The 23208-nt window shown below is 58.6% G+C and carries 18 protein-coding genes; 3 read left to right on the forward strand and 15 right to left on the reverse strand.

Translation table 11 applies throughout. From position 1 onward, the window contains the following. Positions 1-18 precede the first annotated feature (18 nt). From priA to rapZ, 8 genes are all read right to left on the reverse strand, one after another. On the reverse strand, positions 19-2580 hold the full coding sequence (gene priA, locus VGM18_11055) for a primosomal protein N' (protein ID HEY3973535.1): 2562 nt from the start codon (positions 2578-2580) through the stop codon (positions 19-21). Between the two features lie 202 nt (positions 2581-2782). Beyond that, entirely contained in the window at positions 2783-3676 is an 894-nt protein-coding gene (locus VGM18_11060) for a uracil-DNA glycosylase (GenBank protein ID HEY3973536.1), read from the reverse strand. Positions 3677-3762: 86 nt separating this feature from the next. Next, the gene (gene coaBC / locus VGM18_11065) at positions 3763-4998 is read right to left on the reverse strand and encodes a bifunctional phosphopantothenoylcysteine decarboxylase/phosphopantothenate--cysteine ligase CoaBC (protein HEY3973537.1); all 1236 of its coding nucleotides are present in this window, start codon (positions 4996-4998) and stop codon (positions 3763-3765) included. A 105-nt stretch (positions 4999-5103) separates the two neighbouring features. Continuing rightward, positions 5104-5337: a DNA-directed RNA polymerase subunit omega gene (gene rpoZ / locus VGM18_11070; protein HEY3973538.1), complete on the reverse strand. Its 234-nt coding sequence runs from the start codon at positions 5335-5337 to the stop codon at positions 5104-5106. Between the two features lie 171 nt (positions 5338-5508). After that, a complete protein-coding gene (gmk, locus tag VGM18_11075; protein ID HEY3973539.1) occupies positions 5509-6216 on the reverse strand; it encodes a guanylate kinase in 708 nt (235 codons plus the stop codon). Further along, positions 6213-7142, reverse strand: a complete 930-nt coding sequence (locus tag VGM18_11080; protein ID HEY3973540.1) for a YicC/YloC family endoribonuclease — start codon at positions 7140-7142, stop codon at positions 6213-6215. The genes gmk and VGM18_11080 overlap by 4 nt, the downstream gene beginning before the upstream one ends. 11 nt (positions 7143-7153) lie before the next feature. Then, positions 7154-8998, reverse strand: a complete 1845-nt coding sequence (locus tag VGM18_11085; GenBank protein ID HEY3973541.1) for an ABC transporter ATP-binding protein — start codon at positions 8996-8998, stop codon at positions 7154-7156. Between the two features lie 149 nt (positions 8999-9147). After that, on the reverse strand, positions 9148-10179 hold the full coding sequence (rapZ, locus tag VGM18_11090) for an RNase adapter RapZ (protein ID HEY3973542.1): 1032 nt from the start codon (positions 10177-10179) through the stop codon (positions 9148-9150). 64 nt (positions 10180-10243) lie between these two features. Here rapZ and VGM18_11095 point away from each other — a divergent pair, with 64 nt between their 5' ends. Both VGM18_11095 and VGM18_11100 read left to right on the forward strand, forming a co-directional pair. Then, positions 10244-11200 (forward strand): ferritin family protein, encoded by a 957-nt coding sequence (locus VGM18_11095; protein ID HEY3973543.1) that lies wholly within the window; start codon positions 10244-10246, stop codon positions 11198-11200. Between the two features lie 393 nt (positions 11201-11593). After that, positions 11594-13126 (forward strand): alginate export family protein, encoded by a 1533-nt coding sequence (locus VGM18_11100; protein ID HEY3973544.1) that lies wholly within the window; start codon positions 11594-11596, stop codon positions 13124-13126. A gap of 166 nt (positions 13127-13292) precedes the next feature. On the opposite strand, the gene raiA is transcribed toward VGM18_11100, so the two are convergent. The 4 genes from raiA to VGM18_11120 all read right to left on the reverse strand — a co-directional run bounded on the left by raiA (position 13293) and on the right by VGM18_11120 (position 19397). Further along, complete coding sequence (gene raiA, locus VGM18_11105; protein HEY3973545.1) at positions 13293-13907, reverse strand: ribosome-associated translation inhibitor RaiA; 615 nt, start codon at positions 13905-13907, stop codon at positions 13293-13295. Between the two features lie 147 nt (positions 13908-14054). After that, entirely contained in the window at positions 14055-15914 is a 1860-nt protein-coding gene (rpoN, locus tag VGM18_11110; protein HEY3973546.1) for an RNA polymerase factor sigma-54, read from the reverse strand. 127 nt (positions 15915-16041) lie between these two features. After that, positions 16042-16770 carry an LPS export ABC transporter ATP-binding protein gene (gene lptB, locus VGM18_11115; GenBank protein ID HEY3973547.1) on the reverse strand — a complete coding sequence of 243 codons (729 nt, stop codon included), beginning with the start codon at positions 16768-16770 and terminating at the stop codon, positions 16042-16044. Positions 16771-16796: 26 nt separating this feature from the next. Continuing rightward, positions 16797-19397, reverse strand: coding sequence for an LptA/OstA family protein (locus VGM18_11120; protein ID HEY3973548.1), 2601 nt, complete (start codon positions 19395-19397; stop codon positions 16797-16799). A 218-nt stretch (positions 19398-19615) separates the two neighbouring features. On the opposite strand from VGM18_11120, the gene VGM18_11125 reads away from it, so the two are divergent. After that, positions 19616-20410 (forward strand): ATP-binding cassette domain-containing protein, encoded by a 795-nt coding sequence (locus VGM18_11125; GenBank protein HEY3973549.1) that lies wholly within the window; start codon positions 19616-19618, stop codon positions 20408-20410. A 7-nt stretch (positions 20411-20417) separates the two neighbouring features. Here VGM18_11125 and VGM18_11130 read toward each other — a convergent pair whose 3' ends face one another. From VGM18_11130 to recJ, 3 genes are read right to left on the reverse strand one after another with little or no spacing between them, the layout of a single operon-like run. Then, positions 20418-20729, reverse strand: coding sequence for a type II toxin-antitoxin system RelE/ParE family toxin (locus tag VGM18_11130; GenBank protein HEY3973550.1), 312 nt, complete (start codon positions 20727-20729; stop codon positions 20418-20420). Beyond that, positions 20726-21001 carry a hypothetical protein gene (locus VGM18_11135; GenBank protein HEY3973551.1) on the reverse strand — a complete coding sequence of 92 codons (276 nt, stop codon included), beginning with the start codon at positions 20999-21001 and terminating at the stop codon, positions 20726-20728. The genes VGM18_11130 and VGM18_11135 overlap by 4 nt, the downstream gene beginning before the upstream one ends. Positions 21002-21025: 24 nt before the next feature. Further along, on the reverse strand, positions 21026-23041 hold the full coding sequence (gene recJ / locus VGM18_11140) for a single-stranded-DNA-specific exonuclease RecJ (protein ID HEY3973552.1): 2016 nt from the start codon (positions 23039-23041) through the stop codon (positions 21026-21028). Positions 23042-23208 lie beyond the last annotated feature (167 nt).

The following is a 23208-nucleotide window of genomic DNA, read 5'->3' on the forward strand; positions in this document are numbered from 1 at the left end:
GCCCTTCATTTACTCCGGCTACATCAGCCAAACCGCATCCACGTCTACGATAACCTGCGTTCGCGGGATTTTTTTCTGCGCGGCGTGAGCCAACATCGCGCGCAAGGTGGTGTTGAGTTTTTCGCGGCTGGGCGACTTGAGAACGAAGTGATAGCGATAGTCGCGCTTCAATCGCATGATCGGCGCGGGTGCGGGGCCGAGGACACGAACTCCCTCGTGACGTGTCGAATCGAACCATTTGCCTAACGTTCCCGACCATTGCAGTGCGTCGTCGAGATGGTCGCTGCGCACCAGGACATTGGCCAGCGCGGAATAGGGCGGGTAGTGCATCCAACTGCGGAATTGCAGTTCTTTTTCGTAGAAGCCGATAAAGTCGTGGCGGGCCGCGTACTGCACGGCGTAGTGATCCTGAAAATAAGTTTGCAGCACGACTTTGCCGGGGGTTTGGCCGCGACCGGCGCGTCCGGCGACCTGGGTGAGTAACTGGAAAGTGCGTTCGGCGGCACGAAAATCGGGAAGGCCGAGCGCGACGTCGGCGCCGACTACGCCCACCAGCGTGACTCCGTGAATGTCGTGGCCTTTGGCGATCATCTGCGTGCCCACCAGCAGATCGAGTTGTCCTTCATTGAGTCCGTTGAGCGCGCGCTCGAAATCCTGGTGGCTGCGGACCGTGTCGCGATCGAGACGCGCGATGCGCGCCTGCGGAAAAAGGCCGTGCAACAGCTCTTCCAGTTTTTCTGAACCCGTTCCGAGGAAGTAGACATACTCGCTTCCGCAGTGCACGCATGCTTTCGGCACGGGCGCGGTGAATCCGCAATAGTGGCAAACCATCTTATGTTCGCGTTTGTGATGGGTGAGCGCGATGGCGCAGTTCTGGCATTCGAGTTTCTTGCCGCAAGTGCGGCAGAGGACTACCGGCGAATATCCACGGCGGTTGAGCAGGACCATCACTTGTTCTTTGCGCTCGAGTCTCTCTTTGATCTCCGCGGCCAGCTTGCGTGAGATGACCTGCTCGTGGCCGGTTTCCTGGAATTCCTGGCGCATGTCGATGATTTCGACTTCGGGCAGAGGACGCCGCTCCACGCGATCGGGCAACTCGACCAAAGCATATTTATTCTTTTTCGCGTTGTAGTAAGACTCCAGCGACGGGGTCGCCGATCCCAGTACGACGATGGCATTCGCCATTTTGGCGCGCATGACGGCGACGTCGCGGGCGTGATAGCGCGGCGTTTCTTCCTGCTTGTAGGAAGAATCGTGTTCCTCATCCACAATAATGAGAGCGAGGTCTGTTACGGGAGCAAAGACTGCGGAGCGCGTGCCCACGACGATGCGCGCGTCGCCGCGCTTGATGCGGTGCCACTGCTCGGCGCGTTCTTTGTCGGATAGCGCGGAGTGCAGGATGGCGACTTCATCGCCGAAGATCTGATGCAGGTCGGCCGCCACGGCGGGCGTGAGACCGATTTCGGGAACGAGCAAAATAGCGGAGCGTCCCGCTTCCAGAACTCCACGCATCGCGGCGAGATAAACCGCGGTTTTGCCCGACCCGGTGACGCCGTGCAGCAACATGCCGGAGAACGTGCGCGCGGCCACACTCTGCCGCACTCGCGCGAGTGCCGACTGCTGCGCTGGGTTGAGGTCGAAATCGAAGAGCGATGGCCGCGGCTTCGAGCGCGAAACCGTGAACTCAGCGGGGACTTCGAGAATCTCGATGAGACCGCGCTTCACCAGTGTTGCAAGCGTGGTCCGCCGAACCTCGAGCTCTTGCAGCGTGGTGACGGGAACTCTTCCCCCCGCAGCAGCCAAGGTATCGAGCAGTTGGCGTTGGTTGTCGTTAAGTTTGCCCTCGACGGATTTCAAGACCGCAATTTTGATGGTGCGCCTGGCATCTTGCGGAGCGGAGAGATCCTGGCGCGTCAGCCACTTCTTGTGGACCATTCCGGCGAGCACGCCTCTGGAGACCCGAGTGGCGGAGCGGAGTGTTTCCTCGCGGACGAGAGCGTTGGCCTCAGGGGCTAAAGCCCCGTGGTGATCAGGTTCTAATGGCGCGGCTGAAGCCATGCCCTTCCCGTCCGTCCTCGCCAAGGCGAGTTCCTTCTCCTGATCCTCTGTTTCGATTGATGATTCACACGCCCCCAAGTAATCCAACACGCGGAGTTCTGCATCCTGCTCTTCGGGGGTGCGCTTGGAACGCGCGGACGAACCGGATGTGCCCGCCAAGTGCAGCGCCATCTGGCCCTGCTCGGTCAGTCGATAGCCGATGGAGCGTTTGAACTCCGCCGTGAGCGGAAGCATGGTGCGGAAGACTTCGCCGAGGGGAGCGAGATAATAGTCGGCGATCCAGCGGGCGAGTTGGAGCTGTTGTTCGTCGAGCACAGGAGCAGGGTCAAGAACAGCGAGAATATCCTTCGTGGTGACGGAAGGCTTGCGGTCGTGCAGTTCGACGACAATTCCTGTCGTGCGCCGTTGGCGGAAAGAGACGAGCACACGTCCGCCGACCACGGGCAACGCGTCCGTGGGAATACAGTAGGTGAAAACCGTGTCCAGCGGCACGGGCACGGCGACGTCACAGAATTCGGGCATGGGTTGTTTAGAAGGATAAACCAGGGATTCGGTCGTCGGTCGTTAGTCTTCGGTCGTTAGTCTTCGGTCGTTAGTCGTCGCTGTTAGTCGTCGGTCGTTAGCAACCATCGCCTAACTTGATGTGCTCTTGGGGATGCTTCGACTGCGTAGATCGAACGCTTCGCGATCGATTTACTTCGCTCAGCGTCATAGGGTATCGATTTTAATCAGACTTTTTCGGCGGCTCCAGTCCGAGGTATTTCATGACCATCTGTAAATCTTTCCACGCTTCGCCTTTCTGTCGCGGATCGCGCAGCAGAAATGCGGGATGGTAGGTGACGGCAAGTTTTGTGCCCTGCCAGGTTGGATCGCTGCTGCGTGCGCCGGCCGGCATGAAGTCGTAGAAGCGGCCGCGCAATTCTGACATCGATGCATTCATGGCAAGCAGATTTTTCGCCGCGACTGCGCCGAGCGCAACCACAACTTTGGGCTTGATCACCGCGATCTGGCGCATCAGAAACGGCGAGCAAGTTTCGCATTCGTCGCGCTCGGGCGTGCGGTTGCCCGGTGGGCGGCACTTCACGACGTTCGCGATGTAGACATCTTCGCGGCGAATGCCCATAGCTTTGATCATGTTGTTGAGCAACTGTCCGGCGCGGCCGACGAAAGGCTCGCCCTGCGTGTCTTCGTCGGCGCCGGGGCCTTCGCCAATGAACATTAGATCGGCGCGCGGATTGCCGACGCCAAACACGATCTGCTTGCGACCCTGCTTATGTAGTTTGCAGCGCGTGCAGTCGCCGAGGTCTTCACGAATCAGTTGGAGTGCGGTGACGGGATCGGTGGCCGCCTGCTCTGCGTGCGGAGTCAGGACGGTGAGAATATTTTTGTTAGCGGCGGTTGCAGCTACTGAGGATTTTCTTGCCATGTCCTCTTCGAGTTCCTGAGGTGTGGAAATCAGATCTTCCTGAAATGGATTGTCGTCGATGATGGCAGCGGGTGTGCCGGATTCCGAAACTGGCGCGTCGCGGCGGTAGAAATCGTAGATGCCCATTTCGTGGCAGTAGCGGACTCGTTCGGCGAGCGCACGGCGTAGATCGGGATTTATTGTCGTCGGCACTGTTGGGACTGACGAGATTATACGGCTTGCGCTGGAAGTAGGGATTCTGCGACTGCTTCGGACCAGGTTGACAAAGGAGATGGCGTTTACACTTTGATTGGCGCTTTTCGGTGCTGGCGCAGTCGCACGATCTGGTCGAGAACGCGTTGCGCGACCTCCCACTTCGTTGTTTCCGGGACCTCGATAACTTCCTCGCGAGTGATGATGGTCACGGCGTTGCGGTCGGAATCAAAGCCTACGCCCTCGCGGGAAACGTCGTTGACGACGATCGCGTCGAGATTCTTCGATACCAGCTTCTGGCGTGCGTTCTCCAGCACATTTTCGGTTTCGGCGGCGAAGCCCACAATAATTTGGGTTGTTTTCTTCAGTGACAGTTCTTGCAGAATGTCGGACGTGTTCTCGAGCTCCAAAGTCATGGGGCCCTTGCGCTTGATCTTCTGGCCAGCGGCGGCTTTGGGGCGATAGTCGGAAACGGCGGCGGTCTTGATGACGATGCTGGCCTGTGGAAAGAATTTGAGGACAGCGTCGCGCATTTCTTCGGTGGATTCGACACGGTTGACCTCGGCGGCTCCGGGTGGAGTGAGCGCAGTCGGCCCGCTGACCAGAAGCACGCGAGCGCCGCGGCGTAACGCGGCCTCGGCGAGAGCGTAACCCATGCGTCCGCTGGAGCGGTTGGTGAGATAGCGCACGGGATCCATTTTCTCGCGGGTCGGGCCGGCGGTGATCAGTATCGTTTCGCCGCTGAGATCCTGCGCAGCGCCGAGGGCTTCCATCACCGCGGCGACAATGGCTTCATTCTCCGCGAGCCGCCCCGGGCCAGTCATTCCGCAGGCCAGGTAACCCGCGTCCGGCTCGACGACCTTCACGCCCCGCTGCCGCAGGGTCTGGAGATTCGCCTGGCTCGCGGGATGATTCCACATATTGACGTTCATGGCGGGCGCGACGACCACGGGCGCGGTGGTCGCGAGATAAAGCGTGGTCAGAAAATCACTCGCAATGCCCTGTGCAAAGTGTGCCAGAACATCGGCGGTAGCGGGCGCGACCAGGAGCGCGTCTATGGATTGCGCGACCGCGATGTGCTCGATGGCCGAATCGATGTTGGGCTGGGGCCGTTCACCCTGACCGTGTGCTTCGCCGGCGGAGAACATGCCGGTAATCACTTTCTCTCCGGAGAGCGCGGCGAAGGTGAGGGGGCGCACGAACTCCTGGGCGGCACGCGTCATCACGACTTGCACGCGAATGCCACGGTCTTGAAGCAGGCGAACAATCTCTGCCGCTTTGTAGGCCGCGATACCGCCGGTGACGCCCAGAGCAATCTTCATAATTATTGTTGATTGTTGATTTTCGATTGTCGATTCAAAACCGTTGCCCAAGGCCGTTCAACCGACAATCAACAACCACGAAATCAACAATCCTGGTCTTCCCAATCAGTCCTGGCCCAGGGCCTTATCGAGCGCGTCTTCGGCCTGCTCGGCGGCGGTGCGAGTCTCTGGAATTTCCCACTTCACCTTGCCGGCGCGGATCTCATCCTGGGCGATGCGGCAGGGCTTGCGGGAATTGGTATCGACCACGGGCGGCGCGCCGGATTGAAGTTGGCGCGCGCGGCGGGCTGCCACCAGAATGTAGCGATAGTTGCTGTCAAAGCCTTCGATCAACTTCATTGGGACTCTCCCTCAAGAAATCTGGTTTGAAGTCTATCTGCGCCGAAGATCGAATTTCGATTGCGAAAACTCGACCTCAAGCATTCACATGATCCAGCTAAGCGGACCCGCTCGATTTCGCTCACGGCTTCCGACGCCCGCTTCGGCGTCCCTAAAATGATACCGCGAAATCTAAGGATGTGCCGAAGGCGGGGGAGTACGAAAGGACGCCAGGATGGGTCCTACCTTTTCGCGGATATTGGCCAGTCGATGAACGTCGGCTTGTTCCACGATTTTCTGCTCGGCAACGGACAGAGGCGCACGGGATCGCAACAGGCGTTGCGACAGGACGATCGACTCCAGGATCTCGATGGATTCCTCGAGTTTGTCGTTGATCAGAATGTAGTCGTACTTGTCGTAGTTCTCGAGTTCACGGCTGGCCGCGGACAAACGGCGCTGGATGGTCTCTTCCGGGTCCTCGCTGCGTTTGCGCAGGCGCCATTCCAGAGTCTTGCGGTCCGGAGGCAACACAAAAGTGCTGACGGCATCGGGCAGTTTTTCTTTCACTTGCCTTGCGCCCTGCACATCAATGTCGAGCAGCAGGTCGTGGCCCTTCTCCGCCGCCTCGCGGACATAGCATCTCGCCGTGCCATAAAAATTGCGATCGAATTCGGCGTGCTCCAGGAATTCATCGGCAAGAATCATTTGTTCGAACTCTTCGCGCGAAACGAAATGATACTGCTTGCCATTCTGCTCGCTGCCACGGGGGGCGCGGGTTGTGTACGAAATGGAAAAATCGAGCTCTGGAACCAGCTTGAGCAGCTCGTTGACAAGGGTCGATTTGCCCGAGCCTGAGGGCGCTGAAATGATGTAGATAATGGGATTGTAGGTTGAGCTCATTCCAGGTTTTGCACCTGCTCGCGCGATTTTTCGATTTCCGCTTTCATCGCCAGACCGGCCTCGGTAATTTTCAGCGCTTCACCCGCCAGTCCGGACGTTTTGGACAGAAGGGTGTTGGCCTCGCGGTTCATCTCCTGCAACAGAAAGTCGAGCTTCTTGCCAATCTCGCCACCGGCTTCCAGCAATCCCAGAAAATGCTGCACATGAGTTTCGAGGCGCACGATTTCCTCCTGAATGTCGCTGCGATCGACCAGCAGAGCCGCTTCCTGCAACGCGCGTTCTTTGTCGACGCTCGCACCCAGCAATTCCTGTAAGCGGGACTGCAATCGCTCGCTGTAGTTCTGCAATACGGCCCGGCGATGCTGCTGCACGCTTTTTCCGGCTTCGACCAGATGGGCCATGCGCTCGCGCAGTTCGCGGGCAATGCCGCGGCCTTCTTCTTCGCGCATTACATTCAGGCGCTCGAGCGCCTCGCCGACTTTCGCCATGACCGCAGATTCAATCTCGCCATCAGCGCTGTCGTTGGCGGAATCGAGCGCGCCAGGAATGCGCAGAACCGCGTTGAGGTCGGGAGTAGTAGCCAGGGAAAACTCGGCGGCAGCGGCGCGGAAGGCGGCAATGTAGCCGCCGACAATCTCGCGATTCAGCGAGAATGTTTCACCGGTCGAGCGCTCCAGGCTGAGCGAAACTTCGAGGTGGCCGCGCCCTATTTTTTCTTTGAGCAGGCGCCGCAGCTGCATTTCGAGAGAATCGGTGCCCGAAGGCAGCCGGAAGTGCAGATCCAGAAAACGATGGTTGACCGACTTCAGCGACAGCGCGAAGGCCATCCGCCCATTGGAGGACGATGAAGCTTCTTTGCTGCCGCCCTCTGGACGGCGGATCTCACCTTTTACCTGACCAAAACCTGTCATCGAGCGTATGGGCATAGGGCCTGTTCTCAAGTTTCCGCGACAACTTTCGGCGAATCCGCGTTGGCAAACTGTAATTCGTAGAGACGCCGGTACGTTCCTAGCTTGGTCATCAACTCTTCGTGCCGGCCGATGTCGGCGATCGTACCGTTCTCGATTACCACAATGCGATCCGCACGTCTGACAGTCGACAACCGGTGCGCGATTACGAACACGGTGCGGCCGCTCATCAGATTGTGCAGAGCGGATTGCACCAGGGCCTCGGACTCGCTGTCGAGCGCCGACGTGGCTTCGTCCAGAATGAGGACGGGCGCATCCTTCAGCAGCGCCCGCGCAATGGCCAGACGCTGGCGCTCGCCGCCGGAAAGCCGCACGCCCCGTTCTCCGATTACAGTATCGTAACCGGCGGGTAGCGCCATAATGAAATCGTGCGCCAGCGCGGCGCGGGCCGCAGCCTCGACTTCTTTCTGCGGAACGTGCGGCTGGCCGTACGCGATATTGTTGCGGACGGTGTCGTTGAACAGAACCGTTTCCTGGGTGACGATGCCCACCTGCGCCCGCAGCGACGCCAGGGTCACGTCGCGGAGGTCGTGGCCGTCGATCAGCAAACGACCGCGGGTCACATCAAAGAAGCGCGGAATCAGGTGGACCAGCGTGCTCTTGCCGGCTCCACTGGAGCCGACGACTGCGAGAATTTCGCCGCCCTTCACTTCGAGGTCTATGTCGCGCAGAATTTCCCGGGAATCGTCGCCATCCGCCTGGTAAGAAAAACCGACGCCTTCAAATCGAATGCTCTTCGAAAACTTGGGAAGCGACCTGGCGCCGGCTTTTTCCAGGACGGCATCCTCGGCGTCCATGAATTTGAACAACTGCGATGACGCTCCCAGTGCCTGCTGAAAACCGTTATTGAAAATGGCAAACTTGCGCACCGGGTTATAGAGCGCCAGGACGGCTGCCACGAAAGTGACGAAGGCTCCCAAGGTAAATTCGTCGTGAATGATCTGGCTGCGGCCTAAAAGCAGCAGCAGCGCGATGGCGATCGCCCCGAACGTGTCCATGAGCGGAGAACTGATGGCCGCGGCCGCGACTGAACGAAGGTTGGCCCGAAACAAGCGCTGCGCCGCGCTGCGGAAGCGCGCAATTTCCCACGACTCCATCCCGAAAGCTTTCACGATCCGGTTGCCGGTGATGGTCTCATGCAGAATATTCTGCACGTCAGCCAACTGATCCTGCCCGCGCCGCGTCGTCGACCGGACGCGCCGGCCGATGCGCACCGCCGAATAAATAATGAACGGCACAAACAGCAGCAGCACCCACGCCAACTGCCGCCCCAGCACTACAACCAGGATGGCAGTAAAGACGAACGTGAAGAACTGCTGAAGGAACTCCGCCAGCACGCTCGACATGGCGAACTGCACGCGCTCAATGTCGTTGATGATCGTCGAGATCAGGGTTCCGGTTGCATGCCTTTGAAAGAAAGCCACCGACCGCCGCAACACCGAGTTATACAGCTCGTTGCGCAGGTTGGTGATCATGCCGAAGCCGGCATGGTTCACGAGATAAGTGCCGGAGTAGTCGAAAAGTCCTTTGAGCACAGTTGACGCGACCAAGGCGAAAGCCACGACCGTCCAGGCATTGTGAAACTGCGAGGGAACAAATTCCTGCAAGTAAACGGGTCGATCGATTTTCGGAATCGTGAACAGGAGAATATTTTCGGAGCCGGAGGATGGGTTCAACACGCGATCGAGAATCGGTTTCAAGAGAAGCAGGCGAAATGCCTCAAGAAATCCGACGGCCGCGAGCAACACTATGCCGGAAACCAGTTGCAGCAGAAACGGAAACACATATCGCAGCAGGCGCATCAGTTGACGCATGAGACTCCCGCGCGGTGCACGCCGCAAGCCCTGGCTGCCAGTCGAATGAGCATGAGTTGCAAAGCCTTATTCTACTTGAGTGCCGCGAAGCGCCGTTTCAGCTTTGAATGGGCCCGCCGACGACGCGCCGCACAAAACGACTGTAGATATCACTTCGGACTGTCGCGGTGCGCAACCTTGATGCGATATCCGGCGCGCCGCAGATGCTTGGCCACGTCTTCGGCGATCATCACCGACCGGTGCTGCCCACCGGTGCAGCCGAATGCGATCGTGAGATAACTCTTGCCCTCATGGATGTAGTGGGGCAGCAAATAAACGAGGAGATCGGAGATGCGCGAAATGAACTCCCGCGTCTGCGGAAACGATCGTATATATTTCGCCACGCGCGGATCGCGCCCTGTCAGCGGCCGGAATTCCGGAACGAAGTGCGGATTGGGCAGAAAACGCACGTCAAAAACCAGATCGGCGTCCTCGGGAACGCCGTGACGAAATCCAAAACTGACACAAGAGACCAGGATTCCTTTTTCGGTCGACTGCTCATGAAAACGCTCGTGAATGTGATCGCGTAGTTCATGAACGTTAAACTTGGAAGTGTCAATGACGAAATCGGCCAGTCGCCGGATCGCGCCCAGATGACGGCGCTCCGCCTTGAGCGCGGATTTTACCGGCGAGTCGGTGCCTAGGGGATGCGGCCGCCGCGTCTCGCTGAAACGACGTACCAGCACGGAATCCGAAGCCTCGAGGAATACAACCTTGGTCGGAATCATGCGCCGGACGGACTTCAGAATGCCTGGCAGTTGCTCCAGCTTCGAGCCTTCGCGTACATCGACGACCAATGCAGTGCGGCGAATCTCGGCCGACTGCACCGCCAAGTCGGCAAATTGCGGAATCAACTGGACTGGCAGGTTATCGACGCAGTAGTAGCCCAGATCCTCAAAGGCCTTCAACACCGAGGCCTTGCCGGACCCGCTCATGCCGGTGATGATGACCAGTTCGGGCGGATGCTGCGCGCGGGAAGGCTTCTTGACGGGAGCGTGGACTTTCTTCGGCTGATTTTTCTTCGCCTGGCCAGCAGAACGACGGGACGCCATGAAATGGATAGTAGCATCGGGCGCGGCGTATTTTTGGTTGCCAACTGAGATACCGGCATCGGCGATAGGCAACGCCGCTTTCTGGCTCATTGCCAGCGGCCAAACGGAAATCCGGATTGTATCCAGACCCGCGTCGCCTGTAAGCTAATGCGTCATGAAGAAGTTCGAAGAGCTCACAGAACGCGAAGTGCTGGCCCTGGCCATCGCTTTGGAAGAAGAAGACGAGCGGGTGTATGCCGATTTTGCCGAGGGCTTGCGGCCGGACTATCCGGCGACCGCTTCCATGTTTGACGGCATGCGCGAGGAAGAGTCGGGACACCGCCGCCGCTTGCTCGAACTTTTTCAAAAAAAATTCGGGGAGCACATTCCGCTGATTCGCCGCCAGGATGTGCGTGGCTTCGTCGAACGCCCGGCGCTTTGGCTGGTGCGTCCGCTGCGCATTGAAGCCGTGCGCAAAGAAGCGTCGACCATGGAGGTCGAGACCCGGCGCTTCTATGAAAAAGCTGCCGATCGAACCCAGGACGCGAGCATCCGGCAACTGCTGGACGATCTGGCCCGCGAAGAGCGTGAACATGAAGAACGCGCCCAGGAGCTCGACAAGCAGAAGCTTCCCGACAGCGTGAAGGCCGACGAAGAAGTCGCGCAACGGCGTTTGTTCGTGTTGCAAATTGTTCAGCCCGGCTTGGCGGGATTGATGGATGGATCGGTATCGACGCTCGCGCCGGTATTCGCCGCCGCCTTCGCGACGAAGAATAGTCATGAGGCATTTCTGGTTGGACTGGCGGCTTCGGCGGGCGCAGGCATCAGCATGGGATTCGCCGAAGCGCTTTCCGACGACGGCAGTTTAACCGGGCGCGGCCATCCCTGGGTGCGAGGCGTGATCTGCGGCGCAATGACGGCTTTGGGAGGCATCGGTCACACGCTGCCGTTTCTTCTACCCGACTTCCGGGCGGCGCTTTGGGCCGCGGGCATCGTCGTGGTAGCGGAGTTGGGCGTGATCACTTGGATTCGCCGTCGCTACATGGACACGCCCTGGGTCTCCGCCGCGCTGCAAGTTGGACTGGGCGGCGCGCTCGTGTTCATTACCGGAGTGCTGATCGGGAGCTCGTGAGTCTTTCGTAGCGACGTCGTCCCGGCGGCGGGGCGTCTCGCCCGCCGCGCCTCATTTCCTCGAAAAGTCTAAGCGGTCTCTTGCTCTCCGAGAGCGGGACGCTCTCGGGACAGCCGGCGAGACGCCGGCGCTACGTCGCTTTATGGCGCGTGGCGAGCGGATGGGGCGCTTTTTTCGTAGAACTGGTTTTGCAGTGAGAATCAAGTTCCACTAATCGAAACCTATTATTGCCCTAATCCGCCGGTTCGAAGAGAATCTGCCGCCAAGTGAAAGTGGCCTGGGATCGGAAGTCAGAGATTCGTAGTGTGCGGAGTGCTCGATTCCAGATCTCACTGACCGTTGGCCACTGATCACTGATTCCCAGTTCGATATTTCCAGTTCGAGGAGAGAAGCATGAAGTCTTGCGCATTGAAGTGGTCGGGGGGCATGGTTCTCATGCTCCTAGCAGGATCACTGTTCGTACAATCGATGGCTGGACAGCAGTCCCTCCCCACTCCGTCCGATCTTCCAGCGAAAATGCAAGAAACAAAACAGCCGGTCCCGGCCAAGCACAAACTCGGGCCGCTGGAAATTTCGGTGAATTGGCGCACGCGCGCCGAGGGCTGGTATTGGTTTCAGGCTCCGACGGGAAATAGCGAATACGGCCTGTGGGATTCTTTGCTGCGCTTGGGAATCGGACAGACGGGCGAGCGCTTCGACTGGTTCCTCGAAGGCGAACAGCCATCCATTCTCGGCCTGCCGAACGACGCCGTGGTTGCCGCGCCGCAAGGCCAACTCGGACTGGGCGCGAACTATTACGTAGCGAACAACAATCACACCGATGTAGCCAACGGCTTCGTCAAGCAAGCCTTTGTGAATTTCAAGAACCTCGGGCCGGCCGGTCTAAAAATAGGGCGATTCGAGTATTTCGATGGACTGGAAGTGAAGCCCAAAGATGCGCTGCTCGCCACCGTCATCCAAACCCGCATTTCGAGCCGCCTGATTTCGAACTTCGCTTTTACCGCGGTACAGCGATCGTTTGACGGAGTCCAACTCTCGGCGAGTTCCGGAGAGAACAACTTCACATTTTTCGGCGCGCGGCCGACGCAAGGAGTATTTCAGGTCAAAGGAATGGATGAACTCGATGTGGACACTTACTACGGAGCGTACACCCGGTCGGTCGAAACACCACAGTCCGCGGGCGAGTTGCGCATATTTGCTCTGGGCTATATCGATCATCGCACGACGGTGCTGAAAACAGACAACCGTTCCGCGGCGGTTCGTGCTGCCGATTTCGGAAAAATTGAGATCGCTACCTGGGGCGCGGACTACGCCCACGTTTTCAATACCAATGCCGCCGGAAAGTTCGACTTTCTGGTGTGGGGCGCGCTGCAAACCGGCTCGTGGGGCGGCCTTGCTCAACATGCGTCCGCGTTCGTCGGCGAGGCTGGCTGGCAACCACCCATCCCAGTGCTGAAGCCGTGGATCAGCGCGGGTTATTCCTATGGCAGCGGCGATGGGAATAACAAAGACTCAACCCACGGTACTTTCTTTCAAGTTCTGCCTACGCCTCGCCAGTACGCGCGCTTCCCTTTTTACAACATGATGAACAATGAAGATTTGTACGGCACGGTCAATGTGAAGCCATTCTCGAAGCTAGGATTGCGGAGTGAAGTGCACACGCTTCGCTTGGCGAATGCGGCGGACTTTTGGTACTCGGGTGGTGGCGCGTTCCAGCCTAAAACTTTCGGCTATACCGGTCGGCCCAGCAATGGAAACCGAGGCCTAGGCAATGTGTGGGATGTGAGCGCAGACTATCAGGTGACGCCGTCGTTCGGCACCACGCTTTACTATGGCCATGCCTGGGGCAAGGGCGTGATCGACTCGATCTATCCGAGAGATCCGAATGGGCAGTTGATCTTTTTGGAAACGAACTATCACTTCTAACAAACTGCACTTTGCGGTCCTGCGATCACTGTCGCACCCACCCAAAGGGCACAGCCGATCTTCACTTGGCCTGGACGGGTCAAAGGCCCGTCCCCACACAATCAAAATAGCAGTTAAAAGCGAACAGGTAGAGCTGAAAGCTGACGGCTGAAAGCTGAGAGTTGTCTTACGGCGCCTCGATTAACTCCATCTTGCCGTCCCGCGTGCGATGCAGAATCATCAACTTGCCTTTCGGGTCGCGAAAGATAAAGACGTCGCGATCCTTGAAGTGAGCTTCTTTGATCGCTTCTTCGAGCGTCATGGGACGCATGGCGACGGCCTCATCCGAGCGCACCAGATGAACCTCAGTGGTCTTGGCCACGGCGGGATACTTGTGCACCATCACCGGAACCGCTGTCTTCTCTGAAAGGCCGACCACGGTCGTCAACTCTTCCTGCGGCGATGTGCTGTGGCCGTTCCACTTTTTGACTTCTTCGCTCTTGCGAGCCGAGCGCTTCTTCGACATCCAGCGCGTCTTATATTTCACCGCCTGTTTCTCAAGATGGTCGAGAGCTTCATTGACGGCGATGGTCATGTCCTTGGCTTGAGCCAGGCCGACCAGCGGGCCGTTGCGGGGGCTGATAGTGATTTCGGCTTTGTGGCGATGCTTTTCGACGGCCAGAATAACCTTGGTCTCAAATTTGTCGCCCAGAATTTTGCGGATTTTGGTGAGGCCGGTTTCTACTTCTTTGCGGATGGCGGTGGTGACGACGTACTGTCTTCCCGTGTACTCCACGTTCATGAGCGCCCCCTCGTAGACTTAATGATCGGATAAAAACGGGCACTGCATTAAAACAAGCTGTCGGTCGTTGGTCGTCAGTCGTCGGCTAAACATCAATCTCGTCAGCCGTCGTCGCTAACGACGGACGACCGAAGGCCGACGACGCCTTTATTTCTTCACTCTCCGCTGGTGCGTGCTCGGAATGCGCATATCTTCGCGGTATTTAGCAACCGTGCGGCGAGTCACCTGAATGCCCTGTGATTGCAGAATCCGCGTGATCTGCTCGTCGGTCAGCGGACGGCTGGGATCTTCTTCCTCGATGAGCTTCTTGACCCGGCGTTTGAGGATCAGCAGCGATGTGCCACCGCCCTCCGGACCCTGCACGCTCTCGCTGAAGAAATACCGCAGCTCGAATACGCCCTGGGGAGTGTGGGCGTACTTGTTGGCCACAGCCCGGCTTACCGTCGAAGGATGCACGCCGATTTCTTCGGCCACCTCCTTGATCATCATGGGTTTCAGTTGATCGATGCCTCGTTCGAGAAAATCCTGCTGGCGGGCGACGATGACATAGCAGACTTTTGTGATCGTCTGCTTGCGCTGCTCGATGTTCTTGATGAGCTGAATTGCGCTCTTGTAGCGCTCTTTGACGTAGTCGCGCGTGCTCTTTTCATTGACGCCGTCGCGCGTCACTAATTTCTTGTAAGCCGGATTCAGGCGCAGCTGCGGCAGGTCTTCGTCGTTCATGATCACGAGCCACTCGTCGCCGTGCTTCACGAAAGCGACGTCAGGCTCGATGAGGCGCGCCTGTACTTTGTTGTAGCGCAGACCGGGACGGGGATCGAGCGTACGAATGTAATCGAGCGCCGCTTGCACGGCTTCAATGGGACGGCCGATCGCCTTGCCGATCTCTTTGTGCTGCTTATTTTGCAGGCCGCGTAGATGCTGGTCGACCACAGCCATCGCGTCCTGCAAAAGTTGTGCCGTGCCGTTGCCGTTCTTGTGCAGTGCGAGCTGGGCCTGATGATAACGAAGCTGGTGAAGCAGGCAATCGCGCAAATCCCTGCAAGCCACGCCGGGCGGATCGAGTTGGCGGACGACTTCCAGCGCCTCGTGCAGATCGGCGGCGGTGAAGTTGGGCCTGTAAATCGAGGCTGGCTGCGACGTGCGGTCGGGCGCGGGAGCCGTCGCGGCAGCGGAATTACCGGAGCGGGTCGAGAAAGATGCTTCCGGGTGCGGCTCCGCTGGCGGCAAGATCCCGGCAACGTCGCTGTAGCCTGCATCGACATTCGCCGCGTTGATGAGATCGGCGCTAAGTTCTACGCTCTTATCGATTTCGACAGAGTCGCCTTCGTTAGAATCGGCGATCCCTTCAAGCTCTGAAGCTTCTTCGCTCTCGGCTTCCGGCTCGGAGGCGACCTCCGTCAAACCCAGCGCTTGCGCCTCGTTGACAATATTCTTTGCGGTTTCCGCATCGGCCTCGGGCGCCGCAGGTGGAGCTATACCAAGTAACTCCTCATCACTGGCGATCAGGTATCCGTCTTCATTCAAATTGCCGATGATCACGTCGGCGGCTTCGCGCACCTCCGGGCGCAGGCTGAGCGCGCCCAACTGCCAGGCCAGGTGATCCGTAAGATTCGTGGGCTTGGAGAGAAAATTCTCAAACGAAGGACGCTCAATGTCCTCCATCTCGCTGTGCGTCCGGTAACCGGGATCGAGATAATCCTGGAAGAACGAGCCGAAATCGATCTCTTCGAACGGATCTTTCTTTTCGACCGCGGCGATGGGATTTTCTTCGGTGCTGGCGGTAGCCGCGCGCTCGCGATCTTCTTCTTTCTTCCCGACTTCGTCGAGCAGAGGAACTGAGTCTTCGAGCTCTTCGAGAACGGGGTTCTCGACCATCTCGGCGTTGATCATGTCTTTGAGCTCAAGCTTGTTGAGCGCAAGGACAGAAACCATCTGCACCAGCCCCGGAGTGAGGATCTGGCGCTGCGAGAGCTTTACGTTGAGCCTGTGTTGAAGAAGAACCATGTCGTCGGCTTTGGTCGTCGGTCGTTAGTCGTTGGTCGTTAGTCGTTACTCGCCGGTCATTCGCCACTGGCCTCTGTTCGTTTGGATTTTGCCAACGACCGACGACTGGCGACCAACGACGCTTTTCTCACACCAGCGAGAAACTCTCTCCCAAATACACCCTTCGCACTTCCGGATCGCCGGCCAACTGCTCTGGCTTTCCTTGCCGAAAAATTCTGCCACCATCGATGATGTACGCCCGATCGGTGACTGAAAGAGTTTCGCGTACGTTGTGATCCGTGATCAAGACACCGATGCCGCTGGCCCTCAGACTGCTGATAATCTTCTGCAAGTCAAGCACGGCAATGGGATCGATTCCCGAAAACGGTTCGTCCAGCAAAATAAACGTGGGATTGATGCACAGGCAGCGCGCAATTTCCACGCGCCGGCGCTCTCCCCCGGAAAGCGCATATCCGCGATTCTGCCGGATGTGCTCCAGTCCCAGTTCGTCGATGAATTTTTCCATCTTCTCGCGGCGCTCGTGCCAGGACATCGGCTGCGCTTCCAGCACCGCGAGGATGTTCTCTTCTACCGTTAGTTTGCGAAAAACCGATGCTTCTTGTGGGAGATAGCTGATGCCATACTGACGAGCCCGCAAATACATGGGGACGTCGGTAATGTCCTGACCGTCATACACCACGCGGCCAGTGTCGGGAGGGATCAGGCCCACGATGGCGTAAAACGTGGTGGTCTTACCTGCGCCGTTCGGGCCTAATAATCCAACAACTTCGCCCTGCCCGACTACCAGGCTGACCCCATTTACAACGCGCCGGCCACGATACGATTTGCCAATTTCTTCCGTGGCCAAGGTACGCATCATCGTCCACGCATTTAGCTTGCCATTTACCGGGCCACTCGTGTTTGAGTTACCACAGGAGTACTTGCTTCGCCTTCTACGAGCACCCTATCATCGCGTCTGAAGAAAGTCAACGAAACCCCGGTAATCTTGCCCTGTTCGGCATCAAAAATGCTGGGCGGTCCGCCAGTCAGGACAAACTTGTCGTCGGCCGCCGTATAAACCAGCCGCTGGCCGTTGGCGTGGCGCGTCGGCTGCTGAATCACGACATCGCCTTCAGCCACCATACGGTCGAGTTGACCGGGGTGGCTAAATGATTGAGGGCTCGAGGTTTGATTGCGAGGCAGGAGGTAGGCATCGGCGCTTTTCGCGGAAGCTGTGAAGTCTGCGCCTTTGGCCGCGACTCCGCCTTCATAGTGAATCTTGCGCTCGGAGTCGGCATAAGTCAGCTCGGCCGCAGTGATGGAAATCGGGCTCGATTTTGGAATCGGAGTTGTTTTGTCAGGTTTTTTTCCGAATATCTTTCCAGTAGCAGGGCTGCTTTCCAGCTTAGCCGCTTCCGTCGGAGGCTGATCGCTCTGAACCTTCTCCATTGGAGCCTTCTTCACTACTTCTGCTTCGGTCTGCGCCTTCTCGGTCTGCGCTTTCTCGGTCTGCGCTTTCTCGGTCTGCACCAGAATCGTCTGCACCGGATGGGTCGCCGTCCCTTGGGCGTCGACGAATCGGCGATCGCGGTCGAACTCGATGGTGGGTGCTTCAATAATGTTGGCATCTTGCCAGAGGCGTGCGTTTCCTGAGTAAACGGCCGTTCCTGCGGTATTGCGAGCAGTCATGCTCTGCGCCGTCACGTGAATCGGCGAGGAAGATGCCAGGAGAGCCCCGTCGGGTTGTTCCTTCAGTTCGCTGTAAGTGGTCTTGACGTCGCCCTCGGCCAGAGCGTCGCCCGTGGCGCGATTCATGCGGACGACCTTCGCCGTGATCGCCATCCCTCCGGTCGACACGCGCGGGCTGCCCGCAAGGGTAAGAATCTGATCCCCCGGCGTATAGAGCGCCGAATTGGCCCAGGCTTGCGTCCGCTTGTCGGCCGGCTGCCCATCGGAATAGACGACGTTGCCCGTCTGGATCACGGATTCAATACCGCCTTGCGCAAGAAAAGTAGCATCGATCGCCTGACTGGTACTGACGCGATCGGGCTGATTGGGGGAGGAGCTGACGATGCGTGCATTGGGCGCCCCATGGATGTGATCAATGTGGTTTGCACCGTCAGATGTGGCGAATTGCGCGCGAAATTTGCCTGCGGTCACAACCGTGCGCGGCACTGAAGCCGGCAGCGTCCCCGGACCAAGCCCTGCGGGATTAAGCTTTGCCGAGGAAAAAGGCTCCACCTCGACAATCGTAATCTGCGCCGCGCCGGACGTTTCCGCCTGCTTCAGGATGTGTCCCTGGTCCACCATGAAGTCAATGACGGGCGCGGTTAGCTCAAAATCGCGCGGACCGGCGACCTTTGCTTCTGCTTTGTCACTTGTCTCACTGTCAGTCTTCTGGGTAAGCCGCACTCCGCCGAGAGCGTGGACCTTCTGGAGTTGGTTTTGACCGGCAAAGTCGAGGATCACACGGCCGGCATCGCCTTGCATCGGTTGCGGACCGTTCTGCTCGATGTGCACGCTGCCGGTTAGAGTCGCCGTCCGCAGCAAGTCTTGCTTTCCTTCCAGCAGAAATTCAGCCTGGTCGGCGCGGCTGCGCAGTTCCGAAGCCGGTGGCTGCGCTGCGAAATCTGGAATCGTCGAATTATTCTTGGAGTCATTGGCGGCCTTACCTTGCATGCGCGTGACCGTGGTGACATCCCCGGTGGCCAAAACTCGCCCCACCTGATTCTCCTGACCCAGATAAAATACTGCGCGGTCCGATCGCACGGTTCCGTCGGCGCGCTGAAGGCGCGGATGATCGAGGACGACCTCGCGGGGATCACTGGTGATGACGGCGTGGTCGGCCTCGATGACGGCGGCATTAATGACGCCCGCATTCGGACTGTTCAGCACCACGTGAATCTGCGACGACAACGTCAGCGTGTTGGCCTTGCCCGCGTACTGCACACCCACGGCCCAACCGCTAGCCTGCGGCGTTCGGAACTCGACACGCGCCGCAGTCACGGCATTCCCCGTATTTTTGTTAAACACGAGGTCGCGCGTCTTGAGGTGAATCGGATTCTTAATTTCTTTCGGCGTGGATTGATCTGGACTCACCAACCCGGCGGGATTTGCCACCAGGTCGATCTGCACGTCGCCCTTGGCGGTCACGTCGCCGGTTTTTTCGTTATAGGCAAAATCATCGCCGTAAATCTGGTCGAAGCGCGAGGAGTCGCGCCCGTAGAGCACGATGCTGACGTTGTGCAGTTCGGCGTTGCCGTTGAGCTTGAACTGCTTCACATCGCTGGCCTGCACCGTAAAAAGCGTGCGCTTGCCATCCGACTTCGAAAACTGGAATCCGTTGGCCGTCTGCTTGATGTCATACCCAATCTTTCCAGGAATTTGCTTCAGCACGCTGGTGGCCTTCGAACGCGCATAGAAATACATTCCCACCACCACCACCGAGAGCAGCACGGCGGTCGCAGCCAGCAATCGGCGCAGACGGTAGATCTTGAGCGGCATCTGGGTTAAGTGTAATGCAGGCTTCGGTCGTCAGTCGTCAGTCTTCAGTCTTCGGTCGGCGGTCATTCGTCGTTGGTCATTCGTCGTTAGTCGTTCGTCGTTAGCCGATGGTCGTTAGTTAAACCTTTCAGCCCGGATGTGTGTTGGCGGCGAGGGGCCAACGACCGACGACTAACGACCGCCCAGCGACCAACGCTCACTCAGCTAAACTGTCTGCGATGACGAATCGCGCCCCAAAGCCGCCGCTCCTGGACTTCCACAACCTGCGCGTAATGCGCGGCCAGAAGATTGCGCTCGATGACTTCAGCCTGCGCATCGCGGCCGACGAGCATGTGGCGATCCTCGGACCGAACGGCTGCGGCAAATCCACTTTGATCAAGACAATTACCCGTGAGGGCTATCCAGTTGCGCGGCCGGATTCTTTCATGTCAATTCTGGGAGAAGAAACGTGGAACGTCTTCGACCTGCGAGCCCGCCTCGGCATCGTGTCCAACGATCTGATGCTCACTTGTACCGGCGACGCGACGGGCCGAGAGGTCGTCCTTTCGGGCTTCTTCAGCAGCAACGCCATCTATTTCAATCACGTCGTCGATTCCAGGCAGAGGGCATCAGCCGACGCCGCGCTCGCTGCCCTGAAGATATCGCATCTCGCAGACCGCCCCGTCTGCGAGATGTCGTCAGGCGAGGCTCGCCGCGTGTTGATCGCGCGGGCGCTCGTTCACCAACCCGGCGCGCTGCTATTCGACGAGCCCTGCAACTCGCTCGACCTTTCGGCGCAACAGAGCCTGCGCCAAACTATGCGCTCGCTGGCCAACTCCGGAACCGCAATAATCCTCGTGACCCACGAACTCGCCGACATCGTCCCCGAAATCGGCCGCGTAGTGTTAATGGATCGCGGACGCGTAGTCGCCGACGGCCCCAAAGAAGAAATCCTGCAAGTCGACCGCCTGGCGGCTTTGTTCGGAGTCGGCGTCGAAATGACCCGCCGCGACGGGCATTATCATCTGTGGTGAGAAGGAGTCAGGTCCGCTCTTTCATGATGCGCCTCAGATTTCTTCGGCCATGCAGAACAGCGACAACCTGAATCGGCGACATATCGGGTCGGTAAACGATCGAGTAGTTGGGATATCGCGTCAGAGTCCAGAATCGCAGCGAACGCTTTGTAAGGTCGGCGCGGGAATGGCCCCGCTCCGGCGCATCTGCAACGAATGCGCAAGCCTCAAAGATCGCTTGTTCCACCCGGTCGGCCGATTCCTTGCTGTCCTTGGCGATGTAGCTCCAGATGTCGAAAATGTCAGCTTTGGCGAGGCGAGTGAGGGTGAAGCCGCTCATCGTTTGGACGCGCGATTTTGACTCCAGTCGTCCTTCATCTCTTGAATCTCACGGCGCGCCTGAGCACCGTCAATCAAATCGCCACGCTCGGCCTGCAAAAATCCCTCCTCGATATGCGCGGTTAAGGCCCGCCGCTCCTCATCGGTCCAGCTCTCCTCAGCATCCTGGGCTTCCAGAGCGCGGCGGAAAACCTCTTCGACACTGGAATAAGCTCCGCTGGAGAGCCGCTTGTTGACCAATGTTTCCAGGTCCCGGGGCAGATTGACTTGCATGACCACTCCTCCTTCCCGATGGTATCAATTCCCTTCTTCTGAATCCACGGCTGGCATCGACCGCTTCACCGCCCCCCGGAAGTCACGCAGCGAAAGTTCCAGGCCACCGTAATCTGGATGATCGTTGTGGCCGATGGTGAAAGCAACATCGATCGCGTCTCCCGCCAGTAGCGGAGCCTGCGCCAGCCGCTCAGCCATGTGCCATCCGAGCGCGTCGTAAGTGATTCTTAATCCAGTTCTCAGTTCTCGGTTCTCAGTTCTCAGTTGCGTCGCGCTTGCTGCATAGCCTTCGGCAACCGCTGCTGTTTTTTCGCTGCGTCGAATTGCGGCGCCATCGGGATGACAGCGCGGCGTCGCCAGAATCGCGGCCACAGAAAGTTCAGACGGAGAAAATTCTGCCGGAATAAGTTCGGCCACAGGAATCTCTGATAATTCTGACGGTGCGGGCCTTCCCCATTCTCCCGCTCTCAGCTTCAGCTTTACGTGCTTGTCCTTGAGAACGCGCGGAGGCGCCGTCAACTGCGCGCCGCGCGCAGCAAATATCGGCTCAGGATTCCCCATGCCGTACGGTTCAAGCAGTTGGAGCGCCTGATACAGCTCCCGAGTGATTTCGCTTAGATCAAGTTCCGCATCGAGATCGAGAACCGGATCGAAATCCGCCGCAGTCAGCCGGCTTCGGGCAAAAGCATCCAACTGCGCCCTCAGATCGGCGATATTCGCCGAGGGCATGGCGAATCCGCAAGCGTGCGAATGCCCGCCATACCGCGAAAAAAGACCGCCGCAGGATTCGATTGCCTCCAGCAGATGGAACGCGCGAATCGAGCGGCCAGAGCCGAACGCCTCTGCGCCATCGCGCGAAATCACCAGCGCCGGCCGATTATATTTCTCTACCACTCGCGTCGCCGTAATGCCGATGACGCCGCGGTGCCAGCCTTCGCCATCGACGACAATGCAGTAGGCGTCCGGGAGCGCCGGATCAGCTATAAATCGCTCCTCGACCGCGCGCAGAATTCTGCGCTCTTCCTCCTGGCGGTCGGAATTGAGACGATCGAGTTTCGCAGCCAGTTCGCGCGCTCGCACTGCATCTTTCACGCTGAACAGTTCAATCACATCGCGAGCCACATCCATGCGCCCGGCGGCATTGATGCGGGGTGCGATGCGGAAGCCAACTTCCGCCGACGTCGGCGCACGCTTGGTAGAAATCTGCGCAACTTCGAGCAACGCTTTCAGCCCAGGATTCACCGCCTTGCACAGCGCATGGAGCCCGAGCGAGGCGAAAACACGATTCTCGCCCGTCAACGGCACGGCATCGGCGATGGTCGCAATCGCCACGATCTTCATAAATGACATCAGCAATTTATTCTGAACGCCGGCATCGAGCCGCCGCTGCATCAGTCCCTGCGCCAGCTTGAAAGCCACGCCTGCGCCGCATAGTTGCTTATACGGGTATTCGCATCCCTTCTGATTGGGATTCACGACAGCCAGCGCATTCGGCACACCATCAAGGCCGGGGAGATGATGGTCAGTAACGATCAGGTCGACGCCGAGGCGCTGCGCCGTTTCCGCGGGAGCAAAGGCGCGAATGCCCATATCCACGCTGACGATCAGCCGAATGCCCGCCGCCGCGGCGCGCTCGATCACATCGTCGCGCATGTCGTAGCCTTCGCGAATGCGGTGCGGAACATGAAAGTCGGCTGCGCCTCCACAAAGTTCGATCGCTGTCTTCAGAATGATGACTGCCATCGTACCGTCGACGTCATAGTCGCCGTAAATCAGGATCGTCTCTTTGCGCTCGATGGCGGCGTCGATGCGATTCACCGCCGCCGGCAGGCCCGTCATAAGCTCGGGGGCGTGGAGATGCGAAAGTCGAGGCCAGAGATAACGTCGCGCGGAATCCAGATCGGCGATGCCACGACGCGCCAGCAGCGGCGCGAGAATGTGCGCTGCGTTGGGAACGCCGCCCAGCGTCGAGTCTGAACGCAACTCGGCGGCCAGAGAAGCGACTATCGTTGCATCTGTCGGCTTTTGAATCCACTGCATGAATGTAGCGCCGGCATCCCTTCGACTCCGCTCAGGGCAGGCCCTGCCGGCTGTCCCGGGGGCGTCCCGCCCTCGGCGTCGGTGAGCGACGATCAGCTTAAACCTTTTGCAGAGTATTTGCTTCCAGCGCGGCGGGCGAGACGCCCGCCGGACAGCCGCCGGGACGG

Source organism: Candidatus Sulfotelmatobacter sp., from assembly GCA_036500765.1.
Lineage (GTDB): Bacteria > Acidobacteriota > Terriglobia > Terriglobales > Acidobacteriaceae > Sulfotelmatobacter.